The organism is Mesorhizobium sp. WSM4845, assembly GCF_055811455.1.
Genome location: NZ_JBVVQA010000059.1, coordinates 1 through 16,784 on the forward strand (window position 1 = coordinate 1; position 16,784 = coordinate 16,784).

General features: G+C 59.3%; 8 protein-coding genes and 6 pseudogenes. 7 read left to right on the plus strand and 7 right to left on the minus strand.

Annotation, left to right across the window (positions count from 1 at the left end; all coding sequences use genetic code 11):
• Window positions 1-294: 294 nt before the first annotated feature.
• A pseudogene (locus tag AC0L2C_RS33495) lies at window positions 295-1,309 on the plus strand (IS110 family RNA-guided transposase); the annotation flags it as partial.
• Window positions 1,310-1,689: 380 nt separating this feature from the next.
• Here AC0L2C_RS33495 and AC0L2C_RS33500 read toward each other — a convergent pair.
• From AC0L2C_RS33500 to AC0L2C_RS33530, 7 genes and pseudogenes are all read right to left on the minus strand, one after another.
• Window positions 1,690-2,094 (minus strand): annotated as a pseudogene (locus AC0L2C_RS33500) (IS3 family transposase); the annotation flags it as partial.
• A 39-nt stretch (window positions 2,095-2,133) separates the two neighbouring features.
• On the minus strand, window positions 2,134-2,373 hold the full coding sequence (locus AC0L2C_RS33505) for a hypothetical protein (RefSeq protein WP_473525457.1): 240 nt from the start codon (window positions 2,371-2,373) through the stop codon (window positions 2,134-2,136).
• A 67-nt stretch (window positions 2,374-2,440) separates the two neighbouring features.
• A pseudogene (locus AC0L2C_RS33510) lies at window positions 2,441-2,635 on the minus strand (transposase); the annotation flags it as partial.
• A gap of 192 nt (window positions 2,636-2,827) precedes the next feature.
• Window positions 2,828-3,254 (minus strand): annotated as a pseudogene (locus AC0L2C_RS33515) (transposase); the annotation flags it as partial.
• Window positions 3,255-3,445: 191 nt separating this feature from the next.
• Window positions 3,446-4,657: an NAD(P)/FAD-dependent oxidoreductase gene (locus AC0L2C_RS33520; protein ID WP_473525458.1), complete on the minus strand. Its 1,212-nt coding sequence runs from the start codon at window positions 4,655-4,657 to the stop codon at window positions 3,446-3,448.
• Between the two features lie 180 nt (window positions 4,658-4,837).
• Window positions 4,838-5,086 carry a hypothetical protein gene (locus AC0L2C_RS33525; RefSeq protein ID WP_473525459.1) on the minus strand — a complete coding sequence of 83 codons (249 nt, stop codon included), beginning with the start codon at window positions 5,084-5,086 and terminating at the stop codon, window positions 4,838-4,840.
• Between the two features lie 1,142 nt (window positions 5,087-6,228).
• Window positions 6,229-6,777 (minus strand): hypothetical protein, encoded by a 549-nt coding sequence (locus AC0L2C_RS33530; RefSeq protein WP_473525460.1) that lies wholly within the window; start codon window positions 6,775-6,777, stop codon window positions 6,229-6,231.
• Window positions 6,778-7,170: 393 nt separating this feature from the next.
• Between AC0L2C_RS33530 and AC0L2C_RS33535 the strand changes: the two genes are divergently transcribed.
• The 6 genes and pseudogenes from AC0L2C_RS33535 to AC0L2C_RS33560 all read left to right on the plus strand — a co-directional run bounded on the left by AC0L2C_RS33535 (window position 7,171) and on the right by AC0L2C_RS33560 (window position 16,531).
• Window positions 7,171-8,775: an ABC transporter substrate-binding protein gene (locus tag AC0L2C_RS33535; RefSeq protein WP_473525461.1), complete on the plus strand. Its 1,605-nt coding sequence runs from the start codon at window positions 7,171-7,173 to the stop codon at window positions 8,773-8,775.
• Between the two features lie 185 nt (window positions 8,776-8,960).
• Window positions 8,961-10,328, plus strand: a complete 1,368-nt coding sequence (locus tag AC0L2C_RS33540; RefSeq protein ID WP_473525462.1) for a serine hydrolase domain-containing protein — start codon at window positions 8,961-8,963, stop codon at window positions 10,326-10,328.
• Between the two features lie 1,099 nt (window positions 10,329-11,427).
• A pseudogene (locus AC0L2C_RS33545) lies at window positions 11,428-12,644 on the plus strand (ABC transporter substrate-binding protein).
• Between the two features lie 196 nt (window positions 12,645-12,840).
• A complete protein-coding gene (locus tag AC0L2C_RS33550; protein WP_473525464.1) occupies window positions 12,841-13,932 on the plus strand; it encodes a DmpA family aminopeptidase in 1,092 nt (363 codons plus the stop codon).
• 160 nt (window positions 13,933-14,092) lie between these two features.
• Window positions 14,093-14,360, plus strand: a pseudogene (locus AC0L2C_RS33555) (IS110 family transposase); the annotation flags it as partial.
• Window positions 14,361-15,301: 941 nt separating this feature from the next.
• On the plus strand, window positions 15,302-16,531 hold the full coding sequence (locus AC0L2C_RS33560; protein WP_473525463.1) for an ATP-grasp domain-containing protein: 1,230 nt from the start codon (window positions 15,302-15,304) through the stop codon (window positions 16,529-16,531).
• The last annotated feature ends 253 nt before the right edge of the window (window positions 16,532-16,784 follow it).

Below are 16,784 nucleotides of genomic sequence, written 5' to 3' on the forward strand. Positions count from 1 at the left end.
TCTCCGATCCCAATACAGGATCGGCAACCTCACAGATCGCGACCACTCCCGAAAGGTGGTCCGGAAACACCGCTTACGCATGAAGCGCTGGGCTTTGGCATTGTCGTAGGGATTGCCTACCCGGCTCATGCTCGGCTGGATGTCGTGTGCCGCAAGTCGTGCGGCGTACTCGGCACAGGCATATTGCACGCCGCGATCGCTGTGATGGATGATGGATGATGGGGTGGACGGCGCCCGACGGCATCGAATGTGCCAGAGTGAGGTCGTATGAGATCTCAAACAAGGGAGCCGTCCGTGGAACAGGTTATCCGCATTGGCATGGATACGTCCAAGAGTGTTTTTCAATTGCACGGCGTCGACGCTTTGGAGCGGCCTGTGCTGATCCGCAAGCTGCAGCGACGTGCGGTCGTTCCGTTCTTCGCCAAGTTGGCGCCGGTGAAGGTCGGGCTTGAGGCGTGCGGCGGCTCGCATCACTGGGCGCGCACGCTGTCGGCATTGGGCCACGATCCGGTGCTGATGGCGGCTCAGCAACGTGAAGGCCTATTTGCGGCGCGGCAAGCACGACGCGGCCGATGCGGAGGCGAACTGCGAGGCGATGAGCCGGCCTAGAACCCGCTTCGTGGCGGTGAAGAGCGTCGAGCAGCAGGCGGGTCAGATGCTGTTTGGGGTGCGCGAGCAAATGGTTCGGCGGCGCACGCAGCTTTCCAATGCGATCCGCGGCCATGCGGCCGAGTTCGGACTGGTGGCTGCGAAGGGTCTTGCCCATGTCGAGCCGCTGCTGGCCCGCGTTGCAGCCGATGCTGGCGTGCCGGCGCTGGCACAGGAGCTGTTCAACATGCTCGGCGAGGAATACCGCGCCACCGGCACCCGGCTGGCGGCGCTTGAGAAGAAGCTGGTGGCCCATTACCGCCAAGACGCGACCGCACGGCGGCTGGCTGCGATGCCCGGCGTCGGGCCGATCGGGGCAACGCTGCTCGGCATCAAGGTCGGCGACGCAACAGCGTTCAGGTCGGGACGCGACTTCGCGGCATGGCTGGGGCTGACGCCGAAAAACCACTCGACGGCCGGCAAGACCCGGCTGGGTGTGATCACGCGGGCCGGCGACGAGATGCTGCGGCAGGTGCTGGTGGTGGGTGCGACGGCCCACATCCAGCAGGTGCAGCGCGGCCGCATCGCGGCCTCGCCGTGGCTGGCCGCGCTGCTTGCACGCAAGCCGCCAAAGCTGGCGGCGGTGGCGCTGGCCAACAAAAACGCCCGCATCGCCTGGAAGATGATGGTGACGGGCGAGCCATACCGTTGCGACCAAGCGGGCAGTTTGGCACCGGCCTCGCCGCCGTCAAGGCCGTCCGGCGCCGCCTGCGGCGGTGGCCTGCGGCCAGCCTTGACCGCGGCTCCGTCCGACGCCGCCATGCCCTGACTGGTCGCAACGGAGAGACATCGGGAATAAAGGTCTTGCAACGGAAGGAAGATGGCGTGATCGATCGATCCGTGACGCGCGAAACTCCGAGGGATCCATTGGCCGACGGAAATCGCTGGCATGATTGGAACGGGCGTCGCGAAACCCACCTTGGCCAGCGGCTGAAACGACCGCACCAACAGGCCGGACATATGGACGCAAGCGATCGAAACCGCCTGACGCCAACCATTGCAGACGGGGCGCCGTCCACATATGGATCCCGGTGCCGGCCTGCGCGCCGCAATCGCTTGGTCGAGCGCCTCGATCGCCAGTTCAGCCCTGAGATGGATCGCCAGTGCCCAACCGACGACTTTGCGGCTGAACGCATCGAGCACGACAGCCAGATAGGCGAACTCCTCGGCGAGGTGGACATAGGTGATGTCGGCGACCCAGAGTTGGTCGATGTCCGCCAGTTCGAGGCCTCTTGCCAGATTGGGCACGATCCGCCAGCCATGCCTGGAATTCGTCGTCATCGGCACGAAAGCGGCCCTGCGCGGGCAAAGCAGGTTGTCCTCCTGCATCAGGCGCAGCACGCGCTTGTGGTTCACATGCCAGGCTTCCCGGCCCAGCAGCACGGCAATCCGGCGATAGCCATAGTATGGGTTCGCCAGCGCCAGGCGTTGAATGGCATCGCGCAAGCCTACTTCCTCGCGGTGTGGCGACGAGGCGTGCCAGTATCAGTAATAGCCTGACCGGCTCACACCAGCCAGCCCGCACATCCGCTCGACCGCGATCATGCCTTGCAGCCCGGACACCATCATCGACTGGATGACCGCGTAGATGTCGTCCCGCCAGGCGCGCCGCTCCGCTGGTGCGCTTTCCCGACGTGCTGCAAGGCTTCTTGAGAAAAACGGCCGCCTGCTGTCCGACGAGACGCTCCAGTTCGCCGATCCGAGCCAATGCTTTCGAAAGCTCATCAAGCGCTTCCGACGGCAATGCCGGCGCTGCACCGCCCGGGTCATGCGCCTCCCCCAGCCGGCGTGCCGCTCGCGGCGGACCCACGTCATCGCGCAGAGCTGCTGGCCCGCCTGCACGAAACTGCTTCTGCCATTGATAGAGACCCTTGCGAGAGATGCCGAGCTCCCGCGCCAACTTGCTCACGTTGGCAGCCATGCGTTGCACCGCAGCTATCTTGAATTCGCGACTGAACCGCCGCCCCGGGTCTTCTTTCCTCTTCAGCTCTCCTTAATGGAGAACTGTTACCCTTCTCGTGTCTCAGAATCGGGGTGCACTACACATTGTGTCCGGTACAAAATGTGTCACCTATCTCTCAGGTCGCTCAAACGACAATACGCGGCCGCGGCACAGCAAGCGCTGGCCGGCGGTGCTCTCGGACCATCTTAAGAAGTGCTTTTGGCCCGCTCGCGGTCCCTCGCGCCGACCGTCCGTGTTGACGCCGACAGCGATGAGGGCGACCGAGACGATGCGCCCGCCGCGGCGCACCCTTCAGATGGGTGGCGTCGATCCACAGGTATGGCCAGTCGCCCTCGATGGGACTTTCAAGGAACGCTTTGACTTTGCCGTCGATCTCTTCGCAAAGCACCGGCTGACCTGGCTCTTCAAGATGCCGGAGCCCTCCCGAGCTTCGGGATGCGCAACTCGACGATGCCGGCCCGCGTCTCCCAATTGCCGCTGAGAACCCGCCGTCCTCAGCGGGTTCTTCTCGCCATAGCCGGCGCCGGTGCGCCCCCACCTCCAGCTCCACGCCGCTCGGCGGCAAAGCCGATTATCTCGCGCAACAGATCGGCATCGGGAGTCTTTTCCACGACCCGCGCAAGCTCATCATGTCGTTGGTCATCCATGGTTCCTTCAAATCAGGTTGGTGTCAGCAACCCGACCTTTACCAGGGAACATCGATGACCATCCCGAAGCCGCTCGCTCGCTACACGGCTGTTGAGGGCGCGCACGCGAACGGCTTCGCTACCGCCGAGCTACACCACGTTCCGGGACAGTGACCCTTGAAATTCCTACCATCTTCTGATTGCCAGATCAGTCTAAGCGTCTGGCCGGATCAACCGAGTGTTGCGAGATCTGGCGCTGAAGCCAAGCGGTATCGGCGGCCTGGTTGCCGAAGCGAGCGGGGGCGCAGTGAGATGTGTCGAAGCTCGGCTTGGCACCAGTGACAAGCTCGGCGGTGAGGCGTCCTGCCATCGCCGACCAAGTAACGCCTTCGGAATTCATAGCTGTACAAATGAACAGTCCTTCGACATCCGGCCAAGGCCCGATCAAGGGTGAACCATCTGGCGTGAATGATTCCGGGCCATTGATGAAGCGGCGGATGGGTGCGTCACCAAGAATTGGGAAGATCTCCATCGCACTTTGGAAATAGGGCGCGATCTTGTCCCAGTCGGGATTAAGCAGAGTGAAGGCGAAAGGATCGGGCAGGGCGGCTGCATCAATCGTCTTAGCGTTCTCGTCGAAGAAGCCGACGAGCATGCCGCCCGCCTCCTCGCGACCATATATCCGGTGCTCTGACATCGAGAAGGATGGAGTCGATGCGGCTAAACGAGGCGTTACGTCTGCGATGACGTAGAAATGCTCGCAGGACCATTGTGGCAGGGCGATACCGCTGGTCGCCATTAGCAGACGGGACCACAGCCCACCCGCGACAATTACGGTATCTGCGGCAATCGGACCGCTGGCTGTGCTGAGACCGACGGTGCGGCCGTTACGGATTTCCAGTCCAGTTGCCCGGCAATTCTCAACAATGCGGACCCCGCGCTGCCGAGCGCCCCGTGCGTAAGCAGCGGTAAGATCAGCCGGATTGACGCGGCCCGAAAGAGGATTGAGCCAGAAGAACGAAGCCGATGCGGGATCGAGCAGAGGATTCAGGCGGCCGGCTTCTCCGCGCGAGAGCATGCGCCCGGCGATACCTCGCATCGTGGCGTCACGATGGTACGATTCATATCTCCGAATGACATCGGCGTCTTGAGCGAGAAACAAGCGTCCAGTCTTCAACCACCCCGTGCTGTGCCCGGTTTCCCGCTCAAGTCTTGCTATTGTCTCGAAAGCGTAGAGTACACTCGAATCGTGACTCGGTACCGGGCGCCAAGTGATGTTACCAGCCGAATGCCAGGTTGTGCCGGAGCCAAGTTGCTCGCGCTCTAACAATACGATGTCGCCCGCACCCGCATCCGCTAGGTGCCAGGCGACGCTGCAACCAACAACTCCACCGCCGACAACGGCAATACGTCTACTCATGAGTTTATCCAACTGACCTGTTGTTCGAGAAATCCGCGCAACGCTAGGGCAGCGATCCGATATATGGACATCAAATTGCAAAGGCCGGTGAAACAAATTGACCATATTCCCTCCGCGTACGATGGAAGGGGTGGAGCAGCGACAGCCGCATTGTCGCGAGCAGTTCCGTATTGGGGCGGTTCACGCGATGGAATGCCGCCCGACTGGCGCTTCTCGTGATGACGCCGACTCCGACCCCGAGCCCTGGCGCGATTTTTCAAGTTGGTCGAGTGTGTCGACCTCGACCATATGCTTGACGGCGGGCACCTGCTCAATAGCCGTAGGGATGTCGCCGGCGATCTCGAAGAGTACGGCATCAATCGAGCCTGACTCGCCGCCGACGCGAACTGGGTATTTACAACGCTTGAAGGCTCGACGTTGCGCGTCCACGTCTTGTATTCTGGTCCGCGGGCCGCTTCGACGATCTCGGCTGTTGCCGCCACAACGCCGCTCAGATGGCCCAGAGAATGAGCGCTGTACAATCGGTTGCAAGCACCCCAGGCGCCGTCCACTCACGTTGAAATGGCTCACCCACCGCGATCTCGCATGCATCCATGCGTACGAAACGCATGTTGATCGAAGTCAACAAGCAGGCAAAACGTTAGCTGCCAGATCAAAGTCAAACAAAATCGCAATCTGTTAAGATCTCTGGCAGACCTTCTTCAAGAGGAGCGCTTACACCCTCTCGGGTTGGATCGCGTTCCCGGTGACCTATCAGGCACTCTGTCGGTCGGTTGCAGGCTAATTGGAGCAGAAGCTTCTATCACAGTAGCCAGGGTCGTGCAGAACGACCACGCACGGCGTTGTTAATTCGAGCCACCTCCTTTATCGCGCCGGAGTGATCACAAGCGCGATCAAGGCAGGGCCGAAGCATCAGTCTTGCTGCCGCGAGTGGCAGCATCCTTTCCAACGTCTCGGATAATGCTTGCCGTATCGGATGACACGCAGTCCATTCGTAACGAGGTGGCGAACGGAGGAGGGGCTCGGGTCGCCTAGGCACTCTTTGCGAGGAGCCTTGCCCAATGCCGGCCTGTAGGAGTGGAGGTTACTCTCAGGGATCGACAACGCAGCTTGGGTCACCGAGCTGCTTGCAAGTCGGTTGGCCCGGTGCAGACCGGTGCACGCGACTTCGCCACGGATCGCTTCAGTCACGAACAGGATAGAGCGCTGTGAAACACCGGGAGCGATCGGGTGGTCCAGGCTAGCCAGTTGTGCGACCGGGGCAGACGGCGAGCGACAGGCCGTACTCGAACGAGCCGAGCGCGCCGTGTCTCTGAAATAGGCGATGGTCCGTTGCTCAGCAGCGTCATGCAGCGGGCGATACATCCGTTGGCCTGCCAGTGATTTCGCTCAATCCTGTCAACTTCGAGCTGCGGGTATCGATCTACAGTTGGGCACTGCCCTGAAGCTGTGACTCCGGGCCGCGTTGAGAACCGCCCATTGCGCGCCCAAATCGCATGGGCGATAGGCGGCATGTCCACAGCGGGTAGCCGGGACGAAGGCGGGCGCCTAAGTTCGCAGGGAATGCCAATTCAAAGTATAACCTTTGCCGGGCTTTCGATCTTCGCGCCGTCCCAACGCCAGACCGCCGCGACATCATCGCCAGACAAGACGCACTCAATTGCAAGCCTGGCAGTGCGATGCTCTATTCGAATAGCCGCTTCTTTTTGCTGTCCGAGCCCATCGATCGAGCGGGCGACCTTCAACGAGATCCTGCGCCAACGCATTACCAGCCCCCGCTCGGGATGGACGACACCTCGTTTCTTCTCCGAGACTGGTTGGCGAGGAAGGGACTGGCCCGCGCCACTAGGCGCGCCGACTGGCGGCCTCTCAAACTCGATGCGCTTTATCGACGATGGGCTGGCATAGTCATCATCGCTAACAGTGACCAGGTCGCCACCTTCGGAGCGCGGCATGTTGCGCTTGTGCTCCGATCTCGGCGCAATGAACGCACCGATCGTCGCCGCGGACAGTGATCTCTGCGTCCTGCTCCAGCCCGGCACTGACATGCGCCCCGGCGTGTCCTGGAGGGCGACGCTAAGCGTTTCTGCCGATGGTTTCGAGATGAACTCGGGCCGCATCAAGAAACTGCGCTCACGCGCCTCTGATCAACACCAATCACGGCGGGGTTTCTCGGTCCAGCGACATCGAGAACATGCATTAGCCGAAGCGGGTTCTCGGAGCTAGCCCAGCAAATAACTGTCAGAGCCGACAGCGCGTACAACTGGCTTTCGCAACGCCAGTCAGTATGCCGCTTGGATGACGAACCGTTACGAACCTGCAGTGAGCGTCGTATGCTGGTTGATCGCACGCACCCATAGAGGCGATCACTGTGGAGCGGGCCGACGGATGTGCGACATTTCAAACCGCGAGGCTTGGTGCAACCAGTATTTCAGCCACCGATGCATTTTGGCAGAAGTTCTCAGTCTGCATGCATGTATATTTTGGTGCGATAACCAGGGAGGAACTGGAATATGATAATCTCTCGACGCGACCTCATTGAGGTTGGGATGGCCGCCGGAGTGGCTATATCGATTCCATCTATTCTTCGGGCGCAAACAGCTCCAACCGACGAGCGAACTGTCCGAATGGCGATGGGGGATCTTACCATCTTCGACCCGTACACTACGACGATTACCGCCACCTATAACCACGCCGTGGCTATTTACGATATGCTGTTTGCCCTCGACGCCAAGCTTTTGCCCCAGGCTCAAATGGTAGGCAAGTGGGGCATTTCCGACGACAGGAAGACCTATACGTTCGAGCTCCGCGATGGTCTCGGTTGGCATGACGGTACTTCTGTCACGGCAGCGGACTGCGTGGCCTCGATCCATCGCTGGGGGCAGACTGCCGGTGGACTACTGGTTATGGACCGGGCCAAGGATATCTCGAAGAAGGACGACAAGACCTTTACGATTGCGCTTAAGGAGCCGCTGGGGCTCTTGATCGATCGGCTGGCGGAAATGTCGGGGTACCCGCTGTTTATCATGCGCGAGAAGGATGCAGATTACCCCCCCACCCAGCAGGTGACCGCGAATATCGGATCAGGGCCGTTAAAGTTTAATCAGAGTCTTGCCAAGCCGGGTTCAAGTTTCACCTATGATCGCAATGAAAAGTACGTCCCGCGCACTGAGCCAACTAACGGGCTCGCCGGGGGAAAGGTCGTCAACGTCGATCATGTCATATGGGAAGTTATGCCCGATCAGCAGACCTCGCTGGCGGCGTTGCAGGCGGGTGAGATTGATTTTATCAGTAACCCACCTGCGGATCTTTACTCAGTAATCGAAAGCGATCCCAACCTTGCCCTCCAAGTACTGGACAAGGCGGGCCAAGACATGTGGCTGAGCATGAACTGTGTGCAGAAGCCATTCAACAACGTGAAGGCGCGTCAAGCAATGCTTCACTTGATCGATCAGGAGGCATTCCTGCGGGTTATCGCTCCAGATCCAAAATACGGTTACCCCGTCACCTCGCTATTTGGAAACAGTACACCTTATTCTAATGACGAAAATACGGGATGGTACAAGAAAGGCGGCAATCCGGAAAAAGCCCGGCAACTCTTGAAGGAATCAGGATATGCTGGCGAGAGGGTTGTTATTCTCCAGCCCACGAATTGGCCGCAGGCCAGCGATGCTGCGCAACTGCTGGTGACAACGCTCCGCCAGATTGGGGTCAATGCCGAGCTTGCGCCCGGCGACTGGGGCTCAGTTGTTACCCGCTTTAGGAACAAAGGCCCTGTCGATAGCGGAGGGTGGAGCGTCTTCATCACGAGTTCTTCTGATTCCGTCGAGCAGAGCGACCCGATCTCTGCAGATTTCTTACACGCGAACGGCAAGAGTTGGGGCTTGCCTAAAAGTGACGACTATGAGGCGCTTCGCGCCAAATGGTCGGTTGTCGAAACCTTCGAAGAGCGCAAGACGCTGGCCCGCGAGATGCAACGGGTTTGGTGGGACTCCGTCCTCGGCTTCGTCTATCTGGGTCAAACTGTTGCGCCAATCGCACGGCGCAACACGCTCACCGGTCTTATCGGCGTCCCAAATCAGATCCCCATGTGGAACATGCAGAAGGCCTCGGCCTAATGGCGGCGCAGTTCAGGTCGACTTCGACCATCGCCGTCATGGCGATGGCCGGAGTGACGGCGATGGTCTCTTTCACCTACTGCACAAGCCCGAGATCCTTTTAGATTCAGTCCGGGACTGAATTCGGATCAATTCAGGAATTTCCTGAGAAGTAAGTACGCATATCACAAACTGGCGGAGAGATTATGAGCCAAGTCAACTGGGCGGGTATTCTGGCCGCACATGCCGGCGCTGCTGGAATCCCCGGTGTCGTTCTCGGTATTTCGTACGATGGCCAGCGGATAGTTGTCCCGTATGGCGTCTTGAGCACGGCAACTGGCGTTACAACTACCGTGGACTCGGTATTCCAGATCGGTTCGATCACGAAATTGTGGACCGCGACGATGGTCATGCAGCTGATCGATGAACGGCGGCTGGAGCTGGATAGTACCGTGGCGCAGCTGCTCCCCGGTGTACGTCTGGGCGTCGATGACATCGCCGATCGGGTCACTGTGCGCCATTTACTTACCCACTCTAGCGGCATCGATGGAGACCTGATGTTCGACACCGGGCGAGGTGCCGATTGCCTCGCAAAATTTGCCGCCCGGCTTGCAGACGTCGCTCAAATACATCCAGTCGGCACTGCATACTCGTACTGCAACGCCGGATTCAGCCTGCTTGGCCGTATTATCGAGGTGCTCGACGGCACTGTCTGGGACAAGGCCCTGCGTCGACGCCTGGTCGAGCCGCTCGGGCTAACCGCGACCGTGACGCTCCCGGAAGAGGCGCTACTATTTCGAGCCGCCGTTGGTCACACGGCGCATCCGCACGCAAGCAAACCCGTGCACACCTGGGGTCTGATGCGCAGTGACGGCCCGTCCGGTCTCATCACGCAAAGCGCCGACGACCTGCTAACATTCGCCGAGCTTCACCTGAACCACGGCGTCACCGGAGCCGGTCGATCAGTGATCAGCGCCGATGCAGTTGCGGCGATGCTGGTCGAGCAGGTACGGCTACCGACGACAACCGTGCCGTCCTCCGTCGGCTTGGCTTGGCATATGTCCGAGTGGGGTGGCCGCCGAGTGATCGGCCACGACGGCTGGACTCTCGGCCAGAGGGCGTTTCTTCGTGTGGACCCGAAAGCCCGGCTCGCGGTCTGCCTGCTGACCAACTCGGACGGGAGCGGCCTCTACGAGCGGATTATATCCGAGGTGCTAGAAAACTATGTAGGGGTCCGGCTGCCTGAACCAATTGCGCCGGCCGATGTCTTGCCTTACCGCCCGGAGCGCCACGTAGGCCGCTATGAGAACGCCGGCGGCCGGTTAGAAATCTCCGCCAGGCCAACGGGCCTGCTTGCGAAATCGACACAGAAGGGCGACCTAGCTGAGATAAGTTCCGGTCCTGCGGTCAGTGAGTACGAGCTGCTGCCGCTAGACCAGTACGGCGACAGGTACGCCTTCCGCAGCCACCCCGGACAGCCTTGGGGCGAAGCTAACTTTGGGAGACTCTGCGACGGCAAATCATACGTCTTTTTCCGCGGTCGGATAATACCGAAGGCGGCCTCGTCGAGCTAAGCGGCAGCATCTCGGCGCTCAAAGATGCTCGCGAGGGGGCTGGTAATTCGCAGGGCCAGATCCTGCGCCAACGCATTACCAGCCCCCGCTCGGGATGGACGACACCTCGTTTCTTCTCCGAGACTGGTGGCGAGGAAGGGACTGGCCCGCGCCACTAGGCGCGCCGACTGGCGGCCTCTCAAACTCGATGCGCTTTATCGACGATGGGCTGGCATAGTCATCATCGCTAACAGTGACCAGGTCGCCACCTTCGGAGCGCGGCATGTTGCGCTTGTGCTCCGATCTCGGCGCAATGAACGCACCGATCGTCGCCGCGGACAGTGATCTCTGCGTCCTGCTCCAGCCCGGCACCGACATGCGCCCCGGCGTGTCCTGGAGGGCGACGCTAAGCGTTTCTGCCGATGGTTTCGAGATGAACTCGGGCCGTATCAGGAAACTGCGCTTCACCCACGCATCACGGCGATGGTCCACGTCAGTAGAGCTTTTCGTCCAAGGAGGTCTTCACTAAGCGCTGTTATCGCGGGAGACCACGCTGTCCCTTTCAAATGTCGGCCATAGGGGGCATGCAGAACCGACGCTGGTCAGTCTAGCAGATAACCGGGGGAGGCAACAGCGCTGGGCCCAAGCCGTGGCGGGTGGCTTTCGGTACGTGAGCGTCAGTCAGTGTCCCGCCGCACGAATGACCACTCATTACGAACTTGCAATTGACGCGGGTGATGCTGGCCACACTCCATCATGAGACGGCGATCACATTCTGAACAGACTGGCGGAACTGGGACATTTCAAACCGCCACGCTTGGTGCAGCCCGTGTTTCAGCACCCGACCCATTTCGGCGTAAATTCTTCTAACCTCATGCTAACATGTACGTTCTCGAAGAGGCGTTTGGAGAACAATGCTTCGGGTACAAGGACTCATAGGGGACTAATGAATGACAATTTCGACGCGACTTGTTGAAAGTGGGAATTGCCCTTCCCGCCTGTCGCGCGCGCAGTCGGCGCCGACGCGCGGACTGTGCGGATGATGACTCCTCTTACCCTCTTCGATCCGTACAATACGGCGTCTATATCCACCCGTAACCGCGCCGTGGCGATTTGCCATATGCTGTTTGCCCTCGACGCCAAGCTTTTGCCCCAGCTGCAAACGGTGGGCAATTGGGAGGTTTCTGACGACAAGGAGACCTATACGTTCGAGCTGCGGGACGGCTTGGGTTGGCACGATCGTACCCCCGTCACCGCGCGGACTGTGTGGCCTCGATCCGTCGCTGGGGCCAGACTTCTGGCGGACAACTGGCTATGAAGCGGGCAAGAGATATCTCGAAGAAGGACGACGAGACCTTCTCCATCGCCCTTAAGGAACCGCTGGGGCTTCTGATGATTGATAGGCTTTCGGAAATCTCGGGGTACCCGCTGTTTATCATGTGCGAAAAGGATGCGGATCGCCCCGCAACCAAGCAGGTGACCGCGAATATCGGATCGGGGTCGTTCAAGTTTAACGGTGCCCTTGCCAAGCCGGGTGCTAGCTTCACGTATGACCGCAACGAGAAATATGTATCGCGCAAGGAGGCTCGCGACGGATTGGCCGGCGGGAAGATCGTCAAAGTCGACCGCGTCATCTGGGAGAATATCTCCGATCAGCAGACTGCGTTGACGGCCTTGGAGGCGGGCGAGGTCGATTTCCCGTCTTCGCAACCTTCGACTTTTACTCAGCCCAATACCCCCTATTCGAATGACGAAAATACGTGTTGGTACAAGAAGGAAGGCCATCCGGAGAAAGACCGGCCGCTCTTCCATGAGGCCGGTTATGACGGGGAAAAGGTGGTCATTCTCCAGTCCACCGACTGGGCGGCAGCTAGCGAATGCGCGCAGCTGCTGGCGGCCGACTTGTGTAAGATTGGGATCAATGCCGAGCTTGCCCCGAGCGACCGGGGCGGAGTTATTGCGCGATTGAAGAACAAAGGCCCTGTCGAGAACGGCGGTTCGTGCATCTTCATTACGAGCTCTTCTGATTCCATCGAGAGCGATCCAATATCCGCAGACCTCCTTTTCTTGAATGAGGAGAAGGGCAGCTTTTGCGGCTGGCCCAAAAACGACGAATACGAGGCCCCTTCGGGCCAAAAGGGCGGACGTCGAAACGCTCGAAGAACGCAACGGGTTGGCCCGCGAGATGCAAAAGATTTTGTGGGGCTATGTTGGGTTCGTTCTCCTAGGCGTATAGCCAATCGCGCGCCGCACGACGCTCACTGGCGTCATCGAGATGCCGCTGCTCACCCCGATGTGGAATATGCACGGCTTGAGCGATCTCTGCCTACATCCTGAAGGAAGGTCCCGGCCACCGCCGTTACGGCGATGGTTGGGATCTTCCTCTTCTTGATTGTAGGCTGGCGTCCGACTCCGGCGGCCATGTTCGCGGGCAAATCGGATCCTCCGCGTCTTCGTCAGGAAGGGCCAACACAGGACACCAATGAGGGCCTTAATGGAACCCAATCAGCGCTTTGCATCGCCCGCTCCAGAAGTGCCGCGGGCACGAGCTCTAGGATTACCGTTTTCCGGAAATACCGGCCCCTTCAACGCCATTACCGACGTTGCCGGGGTCGAAGTAGGCTATTCAACCGTGGTCAGAGACTTGTCGATGTCGGGTAAAGGACCAGCGCGGACTGGAGTTACCACCATTCTTCCAAGAGGCCGCACCGGCCCTCTGCGGGCTCCGGTTTGGGCGGGGTTCCACTCGCTCAATGGAAACGGCGAAATGACCGGGACGCACTGGATCAGGGAGGCTGGCTATTTCACGGGACCCATCGGCATTACGAACACTCATAGCCTTGGAACCGTGCATCAGTCTATTTTACAGTGGATGATCCAAAGGCCCGACACGGCCGTCGGACCCTATAAGTTCATGCTGCCCGTGGTGGGCGAAACCTGCGACGCCTACCTCAACGACATGGATGCCTTCCATGTTACAGCTGGCCATGTGACAGAGGCTCTCGACACTGCTGCCAGCGGCCCCTTGGCGGAAGGGAACGTCGGCGGCGGAACTGGAATGATCTGCTTCGAGTTCAAAGGAGGCACGGGAACGTCATCTCGCGTCGTCAAACTCCTCGGTGCAAGTTATATTATCGGATGCCTTGTACAAGCGAATTTTGGCGTTCGCCCGTTGCTGAAGATTCTCGGCGTGCCTGTCGGGGAACATCTCACCGAGAACCGGCTTTGGGCCGGCGAACAGGGATCTGTCATTGCCGTGGTGGCGACTGATGCGCCCCTTATGCCGAGCCAATTGGAGCGCCTAGCCCGGCGTGCCGGCCTAGGCATCGGTCGTACGGGCACACCGTCTGGTGACGGATCCGGTGACCTGTGTCTTGCCTTTTCGACGGACAACCTCACAATGAGTGAATCGGCGGCCGCACCCGCAATAGGCGGCCTGGCCTTCCTGCCGAATAACACCCTCGACGTGCTTTTCGAAGCAACGGCGCAGGCCGTGGAGGAGGCAATTATCAATGCCATGCTGGCAGCCGAGCCAATGGTGGGGCGCGAGAATCGGAGTGTTGCAGCTATTGACCATGATGCTCTGAAGGCGGTGATGCGGATTTATGGGCGATTGAAAGTATAAGCCAACCGAAGCGCCCTAGCCGGCTCTACTCACTTGCGCACGGAAGGTCATCGCGCGGCCCATCTCATCTGTATTTCCGGAGGTTTGCCTTCAAGACTGCAGCCTCGATTTCTAAATTGGAATGACGGATCAGCGGATCAGATGCGCCGCTGGCGCGCCTCAGTCGGGCGAGACCGATATCTAGGCAATGTCAGCCGCTGTGGCGATGAACTCGCCCGCACCGCCATTCACGGGCAGCGCATTCGCTGCTCGTGCGCTCGAAGGAATGGTCGAGCTTGCGCGCCCTGCGGCAGGAACAATCGTCAGACGCCGCAGCATGGCGTGGGCGCGTGTGGCGTGCGCCCCGCAAACGGCCCGTCATTCTGCGTCGCATGTGGGTCGACGTGACCGAGTTCCGCTTTGGAAGAGAGCCTGGCCACGTGAACTGAGCCAGATCGAGGAGCAAGCAACACGAACAAAGCCTTCGCCCGAAAGGGCTATGCCCGGATCGTTCCCCTGGGTTCTATGGGCGAGGCGATGTCGTTTAGAGTCCCGAACCTGCCGGCCAAGCGCGGCAGGGTCGTGAAATAGATGAGACGCCTCGCTCTCCTATCCTGCGGCGGCCCAATCGCCGACCGCGAAGAGAAGCGAGTGATCGGCGGAAGGTCCGAGAAAAAGTGTCAGGAGCACCTTGACCACAACGATGCCAATCAGAGAGGAATAAGATCTTCTTGCCATGGCGAGCATAGACTAAAGTCATCGGCCAGACGTCGTCGGGCCCAGCTGCATAACCCAGTCATGGAACTTTCTCACGCACGCTTTCTGACAACATTTCCACGAGTGTCACAAAGACAATTCTCATCTCCTTAGTCGTGCCTTGGACTCATACCTCGACGATGTGCAAGCTGTGAGCCCATCGGCCGAACATGACCAACCTTGCGGTGTGACCGCATGTCACGCCGCCTTCCCAAGACGCCGTAAGCGCACGCCTGCCGCGCCAAGTTTCAGCTGCCGCCGCTAAGGTCTTATCTTTCTTATCGTCTACATCCGAATGCGGGTTCAAGGGCGCAGTGCAGGTAGTCCAGGCGGTCGTAACAATGGATGCAGAAGCCAATGTGCCATTCGGATGTGGGGTCAATCTCCGGGAAATGGAAATGATCGCTCCTTTCGCGCGTTTGGAGATTTACGGCCTGACCTGCAGCACGCCAGCTTCCTTCACGTGCAAATCTAATCTCTGCAACAGATCCTTTAAATGAATTTATAGGATCTTTGCGACCGCGAATCGCTGACGATGATACGCTCACGGAAAGGTCTGAGTCAGTCACGGCTGGAATTAGATGCCGCTTTCGCCTTGGACTGCCACACAGCACGCAACGTCGGGTTAAAGCCAATGCCAAAAAGAGCGCTCATTATGGTTGGAGGGTCAAGGGGCAATGGTCCGCTACACATCCAGGCTGCCCAGCGTCTTGGTCTTCATCCAATTACTCTGGCGGCGGATCCAACTCAATACGACTATCTTGCGGAGGACGGAATTGACGCAATACGTATCGACACCGACAATCTCGAGGCCCTGATCCACGAATGTTCCCGGCTGCGCGCGAGCTATGACATTGCCGGCATCACCGGGTTTGCGGGCCATGACGAGTCGATCCCTGCGACAGTTGGTAAGCTCTGCCGGCGTTTCGGTCTACCGGGACCGAACCCCGCATCCATTGAACGGTGCAGCGACAAATTTTCTCAACGCCAGCTGCTCGCAGCGGCCGGCATTCCAATGCCTGCCTATCGTTTGGCAGAGAATGGAGCGGAGCTAGAAAGATCTGCCGCAGAGATCGGCCTGCCCGTGGTTGTTAAGCCAGCGATGGGCTGCGGCAGCAGCGGTGTCCGGTTGTGCCGCAACGTCGATGAGTTGGCCGAGCATGCCACTTATCTGTTGGAAGGGAAGCACGTATGGCGCTCTTCTCCGAGGATATTGGTCGAGGAATTTGCACAAGGCCCTCTTTATGTCGCTAATTTAATGGGAAATGAGGTCATTGGAATCACCGCCTACGAGTTCAGCCCGCCACCGCATTTCGTCTATCGTGAGTGCACCTGTCCGGCCCTGCTAATTGATGATGAGCACCAACGTATCACTGATGTTTCGCTGAGCTGTTTGCGAGCTCTCGGCCTTGGCTGGGGGGCATCGAATATTGAATTCCGGTGGACGAAGTGTGGCCCAGTCGTTATTGAGGTCAATCCCCGTCTTGCTGTGGGGGACCCTGAACTGGTCCGACGGGCTTACGGTGTCGATCTCGTCACCGAGCAAATCAAGCTTGTGATCGGCGAGGAATGGGATTTGCGCAAAATGTATTCGCTGAGTGTGAGTTGTCGGAACTTAGTTCCTGATCGCGACGGCATCCTCGATTGGATTGATGGGGACCGTCGGGCGGCTGCTGTGCCAGGCGTCGATGTCAAACTTAAAATTGAACCCAAGGCGCCAATAATCAGGAAAGGCGACGTCCGAGACTCCATGGGATATGTCATCGCCGTTGCACCCAGCCTTGCTGAGAGCAAGGCGATCCTTCAGCGTGCCGTAGACCTAATCGGTTGGTCGATCACACCGTTTCCGACGGTAATGTGCTGAAACTTCTGCAAATTCGCTGACAGAGGGCGGCCATGGCAGGCTGGTGATGTTCAACGTCACCGCTTCCCTGAAAGGAACGCCACCATGACCAAGACAGGAGGTAAATCGACCAGAGCTGCCCTCAAAGACATTCTGCTTTCGAATCCAAATAGACTGCACCCGTGCGGTGATGCAGGGTAAGCGGTGTTTCCGGACCACCTTTCGGGAGTGGTCGCGATCTGTGAGGTTGCCGATCCTGTATTGGGATCGGAGA